A 16,804-nucleotide genomic window follows, 5' to 3' on the forward strand; every position below is an offset into this window, starting at 1 on the left:
TAATTATTTACCTTTTTCTTCATTGTTTTGCTTTACAATGCTTTTAGCAACATAATTTTTGTATTTTTTGAACTCCGCTAAACGGTCTTTTTTATTTTTTTCGCGAGCTTTGTCTTCTTCTTTATGACGTTTATCAATATTTTTTTGTAATTTTTTATTGAATTTATTTATTTCTTTGCGGTTTTCTTTTTCTAGCTTTTCGCCTTTTTGTTCTGTCTCTTTGTCTAATTTTCCTGGTGTCATGCCAACTTTTTCCATATGTTTATTAGATTTTTTCATAGATTGAATGCGTTGTTTTTGATTATCTTGACGTTTTTTTTCTTCTTCATTGTGGCGTTTTTCTATATTTTTTTGTAATTTCTTTTTCATTTTGTTTGCTTCTTTACGATTTTCTTTTTCAAGTTTTTCGCCTTTTTTCTCAATGTAAGCAGGATCATGTTCTTTAGCAATACGTTTTAATTCACGTTTTTGATCCATATTATGTTTTTTATCAATAACATAATCTTTTGCATTTGCAGATTTATCTACTACTGTATCCTTAATTTGAACAGATTTATTTGCTACGGTTTTTGAAGCTTTAGCAGTTGCATCACTAGCTTTTTTAACATCTGGATGATCTTTAATACGTTTACGTTCAACGATTAACGGTACTAAAAACACAGGCGCTACTGTGATGATTGTTTTAATTAATTGCTTTTTGTCCATACTCGTTGCCTCCAATAATTTTATACTATCTACTTATTACCCCATAATACATCATAATAAACGGTAAATACACGTACTTTCATGGAAATTATTTCTGCAATTTTGGACATGAAATTTAAGAAGAGGCTGGACAAATTACTTGTCTCAGCCTCTAACCGTTTTATTGTCCACTGATTCCCTGACCTATACCAAAACCAAAGTAAAGGATTGCAATAATAATGACTAATACAATTCTATAAATAGCAAATGGAATCAATTTTATTTTACTAATTAAGAATAAGAATGTTTTAATGGCAACTAAACCAACGATAAATGCTGTGATAAACCCTAGGAAGTAAAAACCGATGTGATTTAAATGAATATATTCAAAGTTTTTGACTAGAGATAAACCACTTGCTGCTAACATTACAGGAACTGCCATAATAAATGTGAAATCAGAAGCAGATTTATGGTTCATTTTCATGAGCACACCTGTAGAAATTGTAGAACCAGATCTACTGAAACCAGGCCACATAGCGATAGCTTGGGATAAACCAATTACAAAAGCTTGGAAATAATTAATTTGGTCTACAGTTTGTGGATTCGTAACTTTTTTACTGTATATATCTGCAATAATCATATATATTGCACCGATAAATAATCCAATCATGACTGTTGGGACACTAAATAAATATTTTTCAATAACATCATCAAACATTAAACCAAGTATACCTGCTGGAATCATACCAACGATAATATGTAGTAAGTTTAAGCGTTTAGGTTTTTGACCGATGCCATCGATAGGTTCAGATCTATATTTCCCTATATGTAACATTTCAAAATAACGTTCACGGAATACCCAGGCACCTGCGAATACAGAACCGAGTTGAATTACAATTTTAAAGGTAAACGCAGATTCTGAACCTAAAAATTGAGTTGATTTTAACCACATATCATCTACAAGAATCATATGTCCAGTAGAAGATACAGGTGCAAACTCAGTTAATCCTTCGACAATTCCTAGAATGATTCCTTTTATCAATTCAAGCAATATCATAATTAACCTACTTTCATAATATGGATTATAGTTTATTCATTTTCATTTTATAATAATAGCACATTAAAATTATAAAGTGCCATAGATAAATAAGATTTTGGACTAAAGACTGAGAGAAAAAGTACTTACTTCAGTTAAACGAGCTAAAAGATAAAATAATTGTAAATTTTATTCAGAAAGCCAAACTTCTTTTTGCGAATTTTTATTTATAATTTATTAATTATATAATTATGAAAAGTTTGTTTTTTACTTTTGAATTTTAAGCATTCAATCATTTGATTATAATTATGGCAAAAATATGAATTAAGTAAATAAAAATGTATTAATTTTTGAGCCAATTCATTTCATTTTAATACATTCCATTTATAATATGAACCAGGTGATATTTGTGAAAAGATTAACAAGTTTAGCGATGAAATATAAAATTTATCCGATATTAATGTTTGTAATCAGTACAATATTAGCGATTACTGTAGTCATTCAGAACATTGCTATTGCAGAAATTTTAAATGCAATGTTACGTCATACACATCAAGATTTGTTAATTTTACTACTAGTGACATTAATTGTTTTATTAGCAAGAGCGACATTTAACACAATAAATCAAATGATAGGTAATCGTATGTCTTCTCGCGTTAAATATGATTTACGACGTCAATTGATTTTAAATAAATCTTCAGAACCTATTGGTGTTCAAATTAATACATTGACTGAAAATATAGATGGTATAGCACCATTCTTTAATAGTTACTTTCCTCAAGTTTTTAAGTCTATGATGATACCACTATTTATCATTATTGCAATGTGTTTCATACATTTAAACACGGCTTTAATCATGATTGTTACAGCACCATTTATACCAATGTTTTATATCATTTTTGGGTTGAAAACACGTGATGAGTCTAAAGATAAAATGACTTATTTAAATCAATTTAGTCAACAATTTTTAAATAAAATAAAGGGTTTGATTACTCTCAAACTATTTAATAAAACAGAAGCTACAGAACAATCTTTATATGAAGAAAGTACGACTTTTCGAAATTTAACAATGCGTATTTTAAGAAGTGCTTTTTTATCAGGTTTGATGTTAGAGTTTATCAGTATGCTTGGAATTGGCCTTGTTGCTTTAGAAGCGGGGTTAGGATTAATATTATTTAATAGTATAGATTTTAAAACTGCAGCCATAGCAATTATATTAGCACCGGAATTTTATAATGCTATTAAAGATTTAGGTCAATCTTTTCATACTGGAAAGCAAAGTGAAGGCTCAAGTGATGTTGTCTTCGATTTATTAGATCGACAAGAAGGTTATGTGAAACCACAAGTGCAAACGAATAGTTATCAAAAGCCATTAATACAACTTGAGCATGTGTATTATAAATACAATGATGCACAGCAACATGCTTTGCAAGATATCAACATTAGTATTTATGAAGGGGAACATATTGCATTAATTGGAAAAAGTGGAGCTGGAAAATCTACTTTAGCTCAAGTTATAGTACAACATTTTAAACCACAATATGGTTCTGTTATTTATAAACAACAGTTAAAAATTGGTTTTTTGAGTCAGCATCCCTATATTTTTAATGCATCTATAAGAGATAATATGACGATGTTCCAAAAAATTGAAAAAGATAAAATTTTAGAAGTGCTTGACGATGTTAACTTAAAACATGTTGTCAATGCGTTAGAAAATGGTATTGATACTTGGATTGGTGAAGGTGGAGAGATGCTATCTGGAGGGCAGATGCGAAGAACTGAACTGTCACGGTTATTATTATTACAACCTGATGTACTGATATTCGATGAGCCTGCAACGGGATTAGATGTACAAACTGAGCATGTCATTCAATCTGTGATAAACAGAAAGTTTGAAAATACGACGATCATCACTATCGCACATAGAGAACATACAATAAAAAATGCAGATAGACGTATAAAAATTAATGAAGGTTCCGTTGAAGCTATAAAAGTAATCGAGCAAAATGCGTATAAAGGTGGTGGCTTTTGTTGAGACCACGTATTCAATTTAAGGTAGATAAAGATTTGGTTTTATCTATTATTGTAGGTATATTGGGCAGTTTAACTGCATTAAGCATGTTTTTCTTGAGTGGTTATATGGTGACGCAAAGTGCATTAGGGGCACCATTGTTTGCATTAATGGTTTTAATTGTTTCTGTTAAAATGTTTGGGTTTATACGTGCTGTTGCAAGATATATTGAAAGATTGCTGTCTCACAGAGCCACATTTACTATGTTGAGAAATGTGAGAGTACAATTCTTCAAACATATTATACCTGTCGTGCCAGATGTGTATAGAAAATTTAAATCAAGTGATTTACTTGGGCGCATGGTTGGTAGCGTAGAAGCACTACAAAATATTTATTTAAGAGTTTATTATCCGCCAGTAGTCATTGGTTTAACGGCAATGATTGCAATGGTTGTGACGTTTTATTTTTCATTTGTTCATGCAATTATCATCTTTTTAAGTATGTTGATAACATTGGTTTTAATCCCTTGGTTAAGCACGAAAAAAGCACAATTATTAAAAAGAGATGTTAATCGTGTACAAGACCAATTTTTAAATCAATTTTACGATTATAAAGAAGGGTATCAAGAACTTGCAAGATTTGACCAAACAGCATATTATCAACATCGGGTGTTAAATCAATTGAATCAGTATGAACAAGCACAAGCAAAAGAGCAACGATTCTTATCATTGTATGAATATAGTTTGAATCTGGTTTCAATGATTGCTTTATTTGCAACTTTATATTTAGGTGTTATACAAGTGCAAAATCAACAATTAGATGTTGTTTACTTAACAAGTATTGTTTTGATGATGTTAACATTATTCGAACAAGCAATCCCTATGAGTAATGTGGCTTATTATAAAGCCGAGACGGATGAAGCATTGAGCAATATTAATGAAGTTATTGCTCACCCAATGCAACAAGGCAATCAACCACTATCACTAGAAAGTGATGTGCATCAACCTTTCGTAGAAGTTAAAAATGTTGATTTTAAATATTGGAATCAATCGAATTACACTTTAAAAGAATTGAAATTACGGGTGCATGAAGGTGAACATGTAGCAATTATTGGACCTTCTGGCTCAGGTAAGAGTACCTTATTACAGTTAATATTGGGACTTTATCAAAGTGAAAATGGTGTGGTTTTAATAAATAATCAAGATATTACAACCCTTTTAGATTCAAATAAATACAGTTCGATTAATGCTCTGTTACAGTCACAACAGTTATTTGATGGTACAGTACGTGATAATTTATTCACTGATAAAGATGATGCAGTAATCAAAGAAGTTTTTGATACACTAGGTTTATCGCACATTGAATTAGATAGACACATCACACTTTCAGGTAATACACTGTCTGGCGGTGAGATTCAACGAATGGGTATTGCAAGATTATTATTGAAAGAAGCTCCGATTTGGGTGTTGGACGAGCCTACAACAGCGTTAGATATTTATCATACGAATCATGTGATGGATGAAATTCACAAGCAATCTCAAACACTAATCGTGGCAACACATGATTTACGATTACTACCAAAATTTGATAAAATCGTGGTTATGGTTGACGGTAAAATCATAGAACAAGGAGATTACCAATCGTTACTATCAAATAAAGGCTATTTATATCAAATGGTCACGTTAAATCAAGTGTGACTTTTTAATAAAAGACAGCAATATAAGTACTTGATTTGTAAATGGATAATGTTAAAGATTTAAAGCGAAAACCTGAGCTGTAGCTCATGCATAAGCCCCACTAACCCAACAAGTTGGGAAGTGGGGCTTTAAAATAAACTAGAGCCTAGGACAAATCAATAATGTCCTAAACTCTAGCTTTAAATCAATATATTTAATTAATCAATTTCATAGTGTTTAACCTTAACATTTAGAATTTAGCATTATTTTGCTTTTTCTTCTGTAAAGGCATTAATTACTTTTGAAAGTAATCGATTTAGTTCTTTGTTTTCTTCTGCGCTAAGTGAAGATGCAACTGCCACATCTTGACATGCTGTGTCCAATTCAGGTCGAATTGCTTCACTTTTATCTGTTAAGTGGATAAACACTTCACGTTGATCTACTTCAGAACGTTCACGTTTAATTAAATCAACTTGCTCCATTCTTTTTAGTAATGGAGATACAGTACCTGTATCAAGTGCTAATTCAGTTACGACTTTTTTTACATTAACAGGTGAGTCAGCCCATAAGATTGTTAAAACTAAAAACTGTGGATATGTCAATTTGTATTTTTTAAAGACATTGTTAGAGTAGTAGCGATTTACTTGTCTTTGAGCATTATACAAACTGAAACATAATTGATCCTTTAAATTAAGTGGTTCAGACATAAAGTTCTCCTCCAGACATTCTATCCGTTTTGTTCTTTCTGTTATCGGATTTGAATCCGTCTATTGTTGTGTAACACTTCCTCAAGCATACTTTCACACTGTGCCATGCTAAAATAAAGTATGTATAAAGTTTAGAAGAAAGTCAACATTTTATCAAGTGAAAGGTTAATTATAAGAATAATTAAAGTTTTACGCAAACATTTTTATTTATGAAATGAGTGAGTATATGAAAAATATTAACAATCAAAAAACCCGAATTACGATTATCACAGGATTTTTAGGGAGTGGTAAAACAACTTTTCTTAGTAAATATGTAAAATATTTACAAAAAAACAATGAAAACCCAAGTGTAATCGTAAACGAATACGGTAATTTAGATATAGATAGCTATGCTATTAGCGATGATATTGAGGTTGCGTCAATATTAAATGGTTGCGTATGTTGTGATTTGCAACTAGATTTAATAAAACAATTAAAACATTTTCTAAGCAAAAGTGCAATGCGCCATATAATAATTGAGGCGACAGGTTTAGCACATCCAATTGAAATTATTGCAGCATGCCAGGATCCTGAAATTATTGAACAGGTCGCTCAACCTACAGTAGTAGGCTTGGTGGATGGGCCTCGCTTCTTAAATCGTTTTCAATATACAAACCATACAATTCAATTGATGGAAGAACAATTATCTGTATGCCATGACATAGTGATGAACAAAATGGATCTCATTGATAATCATACACATGAGCTTGATGAAGCAATCCGCAAAATTAATCCAACAGCATCCAAATATTTTACTACATATGCAGATATGGATATGAATCAAATTGCTCTGGTTGAAAATGAAAACCAAATGAATATAAATAACCATGTACATCATCATGGGATAAATCGTCTACATTATCATTTTTCAGGACCTATTCATAGACAATTATTTTATCAATTTATTTTACGGTTGCCAGATAATGTTCTAAGATTAAAGGGATATGTAAAATTTAAAGATATGCCCAACGCTATTTATGAATTTCAATATGCGTTTGGATTACCAGATTATCAAACGATTGATAAAGAAGTACCCTTAACGATTGTTATGATTGGTGAACAATTAGATATAAATCAACTACGAAATCAATTAGATATGCTACAATTTACCTAATTTAAATTAATATACTGAAGAAGGGGTTTGATTCATTATGGAAAGAGTGAAAATTAACCAACATGTATCCTTTTCAAATGTAATACAAGGGTTTTGGAGAGCAAAAGATTGGGATTGGACACCACAACAATTAAATTACTATATTAATGAATTAGTCGAGCGTGGAATTACTACAATGGATCATGCAGATATATACGGTGATTATAGTTGTGAAGGGATTTTTGGAGAAGCGCTTAAATTATCACCTAATCTACGGGAGCATCTTGAAATCGTTTCTAAATGTGGCATTGTATTGCCATCAGAGCATTTGGCGACAGCAAATGGACATCGATACGATCACAGTAAAAAACATATCAGAGAAACTGTGGAACGTTCGCTTAAACAATTGCAAGTAGAACAGTTAGATTCATTATTGATTCATAGACCATCTCCGTTAATGGATCCTCACGAAATCACTGAAGCTGTTAAATCTTTAGTTAAAGAAGGGAAAATCAAATCGTTCGGTGTGTCAAATTTTAACAAATCTCAGTATGATTTATTAAGTGAATGCTTAGTTTGTGATAAATTACATATTACTTTAAATCAATTAGAAGTTTCTCCTTATACATTAGATGCGATTGAAGATGGAACCATTAACTATATGTACAAAGATGATGTTAAAATTATGTCATGGAGTCCGTTGGCTGGAGGGAAACTGTTTGATCTTGAAGACGAAAAATCAGCAAGAATCACTGCGATTATATCTCCATTGGCACAAAAGTATAACGTTACGACAACTGCAATTATAATGTCTTGGTTAAAAAAACATCCAGCGTCAATTATGCCGGTGTTAGGCACGCAAAAGATTAATCGTATTGATGAAGCATTACAAGGTATGACAATAACGTTAACTGACCAAGAATGGTTTGATATTTATACAGCTTCCTTAGGTCATGATATTCCTTAGATTATAATTAGAAGGAGCGTAGAACATGAGTATTCAGAATGAACAACATCATAGAGATCAGTTTAGATTTCAACGCAATTTTATTAACTTTCCTTTTTTAGGTTTTGCAATAGTAATTGCTTTATTAAACATAATATATCCTGACATAAATGTCATGATGGCATTGTTTGGTTTGTTCTTTTTATACAATGGTGGGATATTGTTTGTGGCATTTATAAAGCATTATAAACGTGTGATGGTCTTAGCAATTATCTTAACCTTAATGTCATTAGCACTATTTGGAATGACGATGTATTTATATGCTAAATCAAATAATTTACTATAATGTACAATATTACTTGATATAAATTAGTAGTAGGAGGGCATACATGGAGCAATGGATCACTCATTTTATGGAACAATTTGGTTACTGGGGAATTGCTTTTCTGATATTTTTAGAAAATATCTTCCCTCCTATACCTTCTGAAATCATCTTAACGTTTGGTGGTTTTATGACCACACACTCAAACTTGAGTTTTATTGGTGTAACACTTACATCAACTGTAGGATCTATTGTTGGAGCGATTGCTCTTTATGGCATAGGTGCTTGGATAGGAGAAAGAAATTTATATAAAATTGTAGATCGTTATGGAAAAATAATACGAGTAAAAAGAAGTGATTTAGATAAAACACTGCATTGGTTCGAGCGATACGGTTATTGGACGATATTTTTCTGTAGATTTGTACCTCTTTTAAGAAGTTTAATTTCAATTCCTGCTGGTTTAACACGCATGAATATGCCTTTGTTTTTATTATTTACAACAATTGGTACATTGATTTGGAATATCGTTTTAATTTATTTAGGACAAACAGTTGGTAGCAATTGGCATGTGATTGTGCACTATATGGATATTTACTCTAAAATGATTTATATCGTACTTATTATTTTAGTTATTTTTATTATTTGGAAGTGGTTGAAACGTCAACGAAAGCATAAGCAAAATTAAGCATAAGCTTTGCGAATTCGAACAATATTTTAGTAGCTACTAAAGAATGGTTTGCTTATTAACATCTTATGGTGTGAGATAGCACTTAAATTTATTCAAATTGATTGTATGTGCACACTTTGTCAAAGTTGACTAGGATTGAGATTCATGCATAAGTCTCACTAACGCAATAAATTGAGAAATGTAATTCAAGCATACTAAGACAATTCACTTATCTATCATTATAAGGGGATGATATTATGACAAAACAAAAGGTTTCTATTATAGGTGCTGGCAATACAGGATCTACATTAGCTTTTATTATAGCTAAACATGAATTAGCAGATGTTGTATTAATTGATCAACCTAAAAATGAAGGACAGGTTAAAGGTAAAACACTGGATATATTACAAAGTAGTCCAATTTATGGCTTTGATGTAAATGTTTCAGGCTCAGTAGACTATGCAGATACAAAAGACTCGGATATTGTTGTGATTACTGCTGGGGTGCCACGCAAGCCTGGAATGAGCAGAGATGATTTGGTTAAAATAAATGAACAAGTAATGGAAGATGTCACAAAAGAAATTGTTAAATATTCTCCTGAATGTAAAATAATAGTGCTCACTAATCCGGTTGACGCAATGACCTATTCGGTCTTAAAAGCATCAGGTTTCTCTAAAGAACGCGTTCTTGGACAGTCGGGTATTTTAGATACTGCAAGATATCAGACATTTATAGCGGAAGCTTTAGGCGTTTCGATTAAAGATATTAAAGGATTAGTACTAGGTGGTCATGGAGATACCATGCTTCCGTTAGTTAATGCTACAAATGTTAATGGTGTACCATTGACTAAATTATTAGATGAAACTACTATTAGCCAAATTATTGAACGTACTCGAAAAGGTGGTGCTGAAATAGTAGAATTATTAGGTACTGGTTCTGCCTATTATGCGCCAGCTTCAGCAGTGTATACGATGTTGGAAGCAATTTTAAAAGATCAACAACGCTTATTACCCTCTATAGCATATTTAGAGAATGAATATGGTTTTTCTGATATTTGCTTAGGTGTCCCTACAATATTAGGAGAAAATGGTATAGAACGTATCTTAGAACTCGAGCTTTCTGCTGAAGAATTAAAACAATTACAAATTTCAGCAAATGCTGTTCAACAAGTAAAACAATCGCTAAAAAATAAATAACTTTTTTAAAAAGAAACACCCACAACATGGCTAATAAGTCTGCTGTGGGTGTTTCGTTATATAATTAAATTTGTGATTACATCCTGAAAATACAAATATACACCGCAACGTACTCAAGAAAAGTTAAAATATACATATACTTTAACCTTAACTTTGTTTTAATAGAAACATGCCAATCAGGATATTTACGTTCGTAATAAAATAATTGCAAATAAAATAAACCGATACCTAGTGGTAAACACATGAGTAGAATGCTTTTTGTGTATGAAAATCCTATGTCATGGAGTAAATGTCCAATAATTAGCTGAAATACGATGAGTACAATAAGTAAAATTAAAATATTAAAAGTCATTTTGTATGTTGTACTCCTTTCGCAAATGTATAAATTAAAACTTGAAGCAATACAAGTAATATGACAAATAGGAAAGCATCAAAATCTAAATGATTGATGACTTCTCTGTAAATTCGAAGTGGTTCATTTATAATATAAACAGAATGCAAACGCAAGAACCGTCCGATATAAATACCTAAGCCATTTAAAAACATCATTATTAATATAATAGTTCTATTGAACCAACGATGCGTTGTAAAATTTTCCATTTCTACAAACATTAAAATTAATAAATATAAGGCTAATAAGACACCGGCAACTAAAAAAGTAAAATACATCCATTCAACGATGATTAGCCCTTGATAAAAATTAAAAGTAAATTGATTTAAATGTATTAAATCAGTAACCATATATAGTGTATTGGGTACCATGCATAAAAATATAAGTACAAAAACGATAAATAATGGCCATTCATATTTATATTTCGGTTTAAATAAATTTAATAGTAAGCACAATTCAAATGGAATATATGCTAAAAATAGATTGAGTGTCATAAATTGATAAAATTGGTTAAAGAAAATAGATATAATTATTAAAATTAAAAATATTGTTCTAGCAATGTAACGTGGGGCGATACTTACACCTACTTTCCTTTTAGATTTATATATGTGATAAACACACATGTTCATATAATTATTTTTAGGGGTACAGTTTTAGCTAATGTTAAAAATACGATTTTGTTTGAAAATGTATTTTTAATATTCTCATTGATTAAGTTTAGTTAATGTTTAGTAAATGACAAGCAGTTTAATTTTTAAATAGCAAATAAAAATCCCCTCAAAAAGCTCAATATCAAGGGAACAGCAATATAAAATTACGAATGTGATTTTTCATAATACAATTTATAAACGAAAATTTCAATTATAAACATAATTCGAACCTATTGAAAACGTTTTAAAAATAAAAACAAGTTATACATAAATAGCTATTTTCAAAACAAAGTAAATATAAAGCATTTGAGTTAATATACATTATTTTTAAATTTTCCGTTTTTGAGCGATGAAGTTGTTTACTTTTAAAGCTTATTAGTATGATTTGGAGTTGTAATTTCTCACAAATTCAAACTCAGAGCGTCAAGACGTTTCAAAATGGTAATCGATAAATGTTAGTACAAAAATAATTGAAGTGTGCTAGTTGGCAATATTAAAAGAATGTATATACAGAAAAAACGTTAATTTCAATAGAAATTAACGTTTATGCTTTAGCAAGAGCAAATAACGTTCATGTGTTTTGACTAAGATAGTTTAAATGTATACAAATAATTCCTGGCCTATATATAAATTGTATTTTTTGAAGTTAAACACAGTAAATGTTTTTATGGACTAATGATTCATTATTGTTAAATGGACACCAACAATTTACAAGTCTAATAAATTCAAGCCTATGTCTGCATTGTGTTTACGATTTATATCTAGGTTTGTCATTGTAATGACGATTTCTGCAGTAGCAGATACAACTGCTTTTGTTAAATGACCGCTTAATGTTTCATATTGGTTAGTACCAAAAGTTGCATGTAAATGTGCAAACGGCTTTTCATCAATATGAGAAATATTACCTAACAGGCTAATTAATTCTAAAGGTTCTTTAATTTCCTTTTTTTCATAGGTTTTAGTTTCTAAATTATAGAAATTTAATTCTACGTCGTCACAAGCTCCAATACCACTAACTGTTCCAAATTTACCGTTTTGCTCACGAGCAAGATCCGTTACAGCTTCAATAATATCTTCACCTTGTTCTAGAACTAATACGATAGTATTGCCATCTACTTGATATACCATTTGAAAACCTCCATTCAAATTAATACGTTAATATCATTATACAATTAATTATTTATGAGATGTATAATAGTGTTTGAAAATGTAAGTTTTTCTATTGTTTTTCTATAAGAAAATGTTATAGAATGTTCTAATATTGTGCATTCCTCTAAATTAACGATTCAAAACAAGATGATTAAAAAATGTGTATAAGAATGGAGTGAGAAACGTGAATAAACAATTTTATATTTTATATTTTAATATCTTTTTAGTCTTTTTAGGTATCGGTTTGGTTGTACCAGTGTTACCCGTATACTTAAAAGATTTAGGTTTAAAAGGTAGTGACCTAGGAATTCTTGTTGCGGTCTTTGCACTCGCACAAATGATTATTTCACCATTTGGTGGTACGCTTGCAGATAAATTAGGTAAAAAATTAATTATTTGTATTGGGCTTGCACTTTTTGCGATTTCAGAATTCTTATTTGCCGCAAGCCACACGTTTTCTCTACTAATCGTTTCTAGAATATTAGGTGGGTTTAGTGCTGGAATGGTTATGCCTGGTGTTACAGGGATGATTGCTGATATTTCTATCGGAAGAGATAAAGCGAAGAATTTTGGTTATATGTCTGCAATCATTAATTCAGGTTTCATTTTAGGGCCTGGTTTAGGTGGATTACTAGCAGAAGTTTCACATAGATTACCGTTTTATGTGGCTGGTACTAGTGGTGTGATAGCACTTATATTATCTATCACTTTAATTAAAAATCCAAAAAACGAAACGCAAGATGGTTTTACACATTATCAACCTGAATTATTGTCTAAAATAAATTGGAAAGTGTTTCTCACTCCAGTCATTTTAACACTTGTACTCGCATTTGGTTTGTCGGCGTTCGAAACATTATTCCCTTTATATACAGCCGATAAAGCACACTATTCACCTATAGATATCTCCTTTGCAATTACTGGTGGAGGCATTTTTGGTGCGATATTCCAAGTGTTTTTCTTTGATAAGTTTATGAAATACTTTGAAGAACTTACTTTCATTACTTATGCATTACTTTATTCAGCAATTATATTACTTGCGTTGACATTTATGCATAATTACTGGTCAATTATGATTATTAGTTTTATAGTATTTATTGGATTTGATATGATTCGACCAGCAATTACGAATTATTTTTCTAATATTGCTGGAAATCGCCAAGGATTTGCTGGTGGATTAAACTCGACCTTCACAAGCATGGGGAATTTTATAGGACCATTAGTAGCTGGTACATTATACGATATTAACTTTGAATTCCCACTTTATATGGCAATATTAGTAATGTTTATTGGTATGATAGTAATATTTATTGAGAAATCAATTCGAAATCGTCTAAAAAAATCATAAAATTAATAACGCAGACAAGTTACGATGCTTAAAACGAAATGCTATATATGACATGAGAAAATAAGTCACTATTCTATAAAAGATAATTTAGATTTCTCACAAATAAACTAATATTAAAGGAGTAAGATATGAGATTGGAGTTACCAATTTAATTTCATATTTTATTCCTCTTTAATTTGAAAAATAAAGCAATTCAAACTTTAGAAATATGTTGATTTGTCATGTTAATACTCCTAATTGGTTTAAAAGTGTCTGTATGTATTTATAATTTCAAATATGACACGAATATTAAATTAAGTTGCATACGTAATATTCATGTTACAGAAATTACAATTGTTTTAAATTGTAGTCTATATAAGTTTTTTGTTAAATATTTGTGATAATATGTTGTTGTGATTATTAAAGAGAGATGATTAAGGGGATAAAGTTGAAGAATTTACTATTATCAATATTGGCTTTTCTATTAACATGCTGCTTCATATTTTTATTAGTATTAGTTACTAATCAACAAGTTCTAGCCAAAGTACATGAAACGATATCGAGTTATTCCGATACTAATAATATTGTTCAATCCAAAGCAAGCGCGGAAAAAACAGACTTCGAATCAAACGTGCCGAACGATAAAAAGCATGACGCGCAAAAAGAAAAGCCATATAATGCAAAAAACCATGAGCCGATAGCAAAATTAGCAACGCATGATTTGAATGATAAAGAGGCTGGAGAAATCAATTTGCCTCAATTTTCAGAAGCGCTAAATAAAGCGAAAAAAATGGTAGACAATGATAACCATTCTGAAAATAAATATAATGACTATGGTATTGATAGTACATGTGAGGGAACTTATTACTATATTTTTACTTTCGAAAATAAGCAACATCCCAAAACATATTATAGAGTCACTGTAGATCAAAATAATGAGGCAAGAATATTTGATGATGCTTATCAAGTTCAAAAACATCAAGACCAAGACAAACCGAGAATATCGCCTCATGAATCAGAAGTAATTGCTCAAAAATATGCAAAAGATGCACTAGGAAATAATGCTACCTTGAAAAAAGTTCAAGCTTCAAAGCAAGGTATGTCTTATACATTTTATGATGCGGCAGCAAATAAAGAATATAAAGTTATTGTGAATAAATTGGGTGATGTCATACGTCAACCTGCATTAAAGTAGGGAAATAAAAACATTCAACTTTTAGATACTATTGAAGTTGAATGTTTTTTAGTATCATAAAAAAGTATAAAGTTAAATGTATCGATGTTATTATTATATTAAGACTAAACTGATTTATATTTTGATGAATATTAAATTATTAAAAATTGAAAAGGATGAATGTTTTGAAAAAAATAAAAAAAGCAATTATACCTGCAGCAGGATTAGGTACAAGATTTCTTCCGGCAACAAAAGCTATGCCAAAAGAAATGCTACCAATTTTAGATAAACCAACGATTCAATACATTGTTGAGGAAGCGGCTCGTGCTGGTATTGAAGACATTATAATTGTGACTGGTAAACATAAACGAGCAATTGAAGATCATTTTGATAATCAAAAAGAATTAGAAATGATTTTAGAAGAAAAAGGAAAAACTGATTTATTAGAAAAAGTGAATTACTCTACCGAACTTGCTAATATTTTTTATGTAAGACAAAAAGAACAGAAAGGCTTAGGACATGCGATTTATTCAGCGCGTCAATTTATTGGGGATGAACCTTTTGCCGTATTATTAGGTGATGATATTGTTGAATCTACACAGCCAGCCATCAAACAATTGATGAATACATATGAAGAAACTGGTAAATCCGTAATCGGTGTTCAAGAAGTGGATGAAAACGATACGCATCGTTACGGTATTATTGACCCATTAAGTAAAAGCGGACGTCAATATGAAGTGAATCAATTTGTAGAAAAACCAAAACAAGGAACTGCACCTTCAAATCTAGCAATTATGGGGCGTTATGTGTTAACACCGGATATTTTTGAATATTTAGCAAATCAAGGTAAAGGTGCTGGTGGGGAGATTCAACTGACAGACGCTATTGAAAGAATGAATAAGGAAAGCCAAGTCTATGCCTATGATTTTGAAGGTGAGCGTTATGATGTTGGTGAAAAATTAGGTTTCGTTAAAACTACAATCGAATTCGCTTTAAAAGACCAAGAAATGAAAGCGGCGTTAACGCAATTTATTAAGCAACTTAATCTGGATGAATGATTTGTAATCAAGTTCCTTTATAGATAGAAAATATTTTGATATACATGAAACATTTTAATCATATGAGGTATCGAAATGAAGCAAAAGAAAACGAATGCTATGCGAATGTTAGATCGTCAAAAGATAAACTATAGTGTCAATATTTATGAAATTTCAGATGAACATATAGATGGTACTGAAGTAGCAAATAAAGTAGGCATAGAGGATAAGTATGTTTATAAAACACTTGTTTTAGAAAATAGTGATCATCATCATTTTGTGTTTATTATTCCGGTAAGTAACACATTAGATATGAAAGCGGCGGCACATGCGGTAAATGAAAAGAAACTGCAATTAATGCCTTTAGATGATCTGAAAAAAGTAACAGGCTATATAAGAGGTGGTTGTTCACCGATTGGCATGAAAAAGCAATTTGAAACCGTTGTTGATGAGCAAGCAACAAGTATAGATTCACTTTATATTAGTGGCGGAGCGCGCGGGATACAGATTGAAATGGCAGTAGATGATTTGGTTGAAGTCACCAATGCAAAAGTGATGCACGTCACTCATCATTAACAACGCAAAAATAAATAAAATCACGAAATAGGCATGATTCCATTTCGTGATTATTTAGCAGGCAATAAGTAATTAAATATTTTTTGTAATTTTATAAAATTGAGTGTATTAATGATTTGAATCTTT

Annotated in this window: 17 protein-coding genes; 11 read left to right on the top strand and 6 right to left on the bottom strand. The window is 30.7% G+C overall.

Translation table 11 applies throughout. From position 1 onward, the window contains the following. Positions 1–3 precede the first annotated feature (3 nt). Together MUA21_RS02090 and MUA21_RS02095 are read right to left on the bottom strand one after the other, a co-directional pair. Entirely contained in the window at positions 4–705 is a 702-nt protein-coding gene (locus tag MUA21_RS02090; protein WP_262561709.1) for a hypothetical protein, read from the bottom strand. 160 nt (positions 706–865) lie between these two features. After that, positions 866–1,741 carry an undecaprenyl-diphosphate phosphatase gene (locus MUA21_RS02095; protein ID WP_262561710.1) on the bottom strand — a complete coding sequence of 292 codons (876 nt, stop codon included), beginning with the start codon at positions 1,739–1,741 and terminating at the stop codon, positions 866–868. Between the two features lie 388 nt (positions 1,742–2,129). Here MUA21_RS02095 and MUA21_RS02100 point away from each other — a divergent pair, with 388 nt between their 5' ends. After that, positions 2,130–3,755: an ABC transporter ATP-binding protein/permease gene (locus MUA21_RS02100; RefSeq protein ID WP_262561711.1), complete on the top strand. Its 1,626-nt coding sequence runs from the start codon at positions 2,130–2,132 to the stop codon at positions 3,753–3,755. Beyond that, a complete protein-coding gene (cydC, locus tag MUA21_RS02105; RefSeq protein WP_262562232.1) occupies positions 3,752–5,428 on the top strand; it encodes a thiol reductant ABC exporter subunit CydC in 1,677 nt (558 codons plus the stop codon). The genes MUA21_RS02100 and cydC overlap by 4 nt, the downstream gene beginning before the upstream one ends. A 242-nt stretch (positions 5,429–5,670) precedes the next feature. On the opposite strand, the gene mgrA is transcribed toward cydC, so the two are convergent. Next, a complete protein-coding gene (gene mgrA / locus MUA21_RS02110) occupies positions 5,671–6,114 on the bottom strand; it encodes a global transcriptional regulator MgrA (protein WP_046207364.1) in 444 nt (147 codons plus the stop codon). A gap of 226 nt (positions 6,115–6,340) precedes the next feature. Here mgrA and MUA21_RS02115 point away from each other — a divergent pair, with 226 nt between their 5' ends. The 5 genes from MUA21_RS02115 (at position 6,341) to mdh (ending at position 10,377) form a co-directional block, all read left to right on the top strand. Beyond that, positions 6,341–7,267 (top strand): CobW family GTP-binding protein, encoded by a 927-nt coding sequence (locus MUA21_RS02115; RefSeq protein WP_262561712.1) that lies wholly within the window; start codon positions 6,341–6,343, stop codon positions 7,265–7,267. A 37-nt stretch (positions 7,268–7,304) separates the two neighbouring features. Beyond that, entirely contained in the window at positions 7,305–8,213 is a 909-nt protein-coding gene (locus MUA21_RS02120) for an aldo/keto reductase (RefSeq protein ID WP_107525558.1), read from the top strand. A gap of 25 nt (positions 8,214–8,238) precedes the next feature. Further along, a complete protein-coding gene (locus MUA21_RS02125) occupies positions 8,239–8,538 on the top strand; it encodes a hypothetical protein (RefSeq protein ID WP_064209544.1) in 300 nt (99 codons plus the stop codon). Between the two features lie 43 nt (positions 8,539–8,581). Then, positions 8,582–9,199 (top strand): DedA family protein, encoded by a 618-nt coding sequence (locus MUA21_RS02130; protein WP_070039025.1) that lies wholly within the window; start codon positions 8,582–8,584, stop codon positions 9,197–9,199. Positions 9,200–9,438: 239 nt separating this feature from the next. After that, positions 9,439–10,377: a malate dehydrogenase gene (gene mdh, locus MUA21_RS02135; RefSeq protein ID WP_262561713.1), complete on the top strand. Its 939-nt coding sequence runs from the start codon at positions 9,439–9,441 to the stop codon at positions 10,375–10,377. Positions 10,378–10,453: 76 nt separating this feature from the next. Here mdh and MUA21_RS02140 read toward each other — a convergent pair whose 3' ends face one another. From MUA21_RS02140 to MUA21_RS02150, 3 genes are all read right to left on the bottom strand, one after another. Then, positions 10,454–10,729, bottom strand: coding sequence for a hypothetical protein (locus MUA21_RS02140; RefSeq protein ID WP_070657624.1), 276 nt, complete (start codon positions 10,727–10,729; stop codon positions 10,454–10,456). Continuing rightward, entirely contained in the window at positions 10,726–11,391 is a 666-nt protein-coding gene (locus tag MUA21_RS02145; RefSeq protein ID WP_438873798.1) for a DUF1361 domain-containing protein, read from the bottom strand. The genes MUA21_RS02140 and MUA21_RS02145 overlap by 4 nt, the downstream gene beginning before the upstream one ends. 735 nt (positions 11,392–12,126) lie before the next feature. Further along, complete coding sequence (locus MUA21_RS02150) at positions 12,127–12,546, bottom strand: PPC domain-containing DNA-binding protein (RefSeq protein ID WP_064209540.1); 420 nt, start codon at positions 12,544–12,546, stop codon at positions 12,127–12,129. Between the two features lie 205 nt (positions 12,547–12,751). On the opposite strand from MUA21_RS02150, the gene norA reads away from it, so the two are divergent. The 4 genes from norA to ybaK all read left to right on the top strand — a co-directional run bounded on the left by norA (position 12,752) and on the right by ybaK (position 16,678). Next, the gene (norA, locus tag MUA21_RS02155) at positions 12,752–13,912 is read left to right on the top strand and encodes a multidrug efflux MFS transporter NorA (protein ID WP_046207372.1); all 1,161 of its coding nucleotides are present in this window, start codon (positions 12,752–12,754) and stop codon (positions 13,910–13,912) included. Between the two features lie 427 nt (positions 13,913–14,339). Then, positions 14,340–15,086, top strand: a complete 747-nt coding sequence (locus MUA21_RS02160) for a hypothetical protein (protein ID WP_262561714.1) — start codon at positions 14,340–14,342, stop codon at positions 15,084–15,086. A 164-nt stretch (positions 15,087–15,250) separates the two neighbouring features. After that, complete coding sequence (gene galU / locus MUA21_RS02165) at positions 15,251–16,123, top strand: UTP--glucose-1-phosphate uridylyltransferase GalU (protein ID WP_046207374.1); 873 nt, start codon at positions 15,251–15,253, stop codon at positions 16,121–16,123. Positions 16,124–16,198: 75 nt separating this feature from the next. Continuing rightward, positions 16,199–16,678, top strand: coding sequence for a Cys-tRNA(Pro) deacylase (ybaK, locus tag MUA21_RS02170; RefSeq protein ID WP_107360216.1), 480 nt, complete (start codon positions 16,199–16,201; stop codon positions 16,676–16,678). Positions 16,679–16,804 lie beyond the last annotated feature (126 nt).

It is taken from the genome of Staphylococcus ureilyticus (genome assembly GCF_025558845.1).
Lineage (GTDB): Bacteria > Bacillota > Bacilli > Staphylococcales > Staphylococcaceae > Staphylococcus > Staphylococcus ureilyticus.

Bases quoted from the DNA above. Each gene is read 5' to 3' on its own strand.
- MUA21_RS02090 (WP_262561709.1), bottom strand. From the start codon at position 705: ATGGACAAAAAGCAATTAATTAAAACAATCATCACAGTAGCGCCTGTG.
- MUA21_RS02095 (WP_262561710.1), bottom strand. From the start codon at position 1,741: ATGATATTGCTTGAATTGATAAAAGGAATCATTCTAGGAATTGTCGAA.
- mgrA (WP_046207364.1), bottom strand. From the start codon at position 6,114: ATGTCTGAACCACTTAATTTAAAGGATCAATTATGTTTCAGTTTGTAT.
- MUA21_RS02115 (WP_262561712.1), top strand. From the start codon at position 6,341: ATGAAAAATATTAACAATCAAAAAACCCGAATTACGATTATCACAGGA.
- MUA21_RS02120 (WP_107525558.1), top strand. From the start codon at position 7,305: ATGGAAAGAGTGAAAATTAACCAACATGTATCCTTTTCAAATGTAATA.
- MUA21_RS02125 (WP_064209544.1), top strand. From the start codon at position 8,239: ATGAGTATTCAGAATGAACAACATCATAGAGATCAGTTTAGATTTCAA.
- MUA21_RS02130 (WP_070039025.1), top strand. From the start codon at position 8,582: ATGGAGCAATGGATCACTCATTTTATGGAACAATTTGGTTACTGGGGA.
- mdh (WP_262561713.1), top strand. From the start codon at position 9,439: ATGACAAAACAAAAGGTTTCTATTATAGGTGCTGGCAATACAGGATCT.
- MUA21_RS02140 (WP_070657624.1), bottom strand. From the start codon at position 10,729: ATGACTTTTAATATTTTAATTTTACTTATTGTACTCATCGTATTTCAG.
- MUA21_RS02145 (WP_438873798.1), bottom strand. From the start codon at position 11,391: ATGTGTGTTTATCACATATATAAATCTAAAAGGAAAGTAGGTGTAAGT.
- MUA21_RS02150 (WP_064209540.1), bottom strand. From the start codon at position 12,546: ATGGTATATCAAGTAGATGGCAATACTATCGTATTAGTTCTAGAACAA.
- ybaK (WP_107360216.1), top strand. From the start codon at position 16,199: ATGAAGCAAAAGAAAACGAATGCTATGCGAATGTTAGATCGTCAAAAG.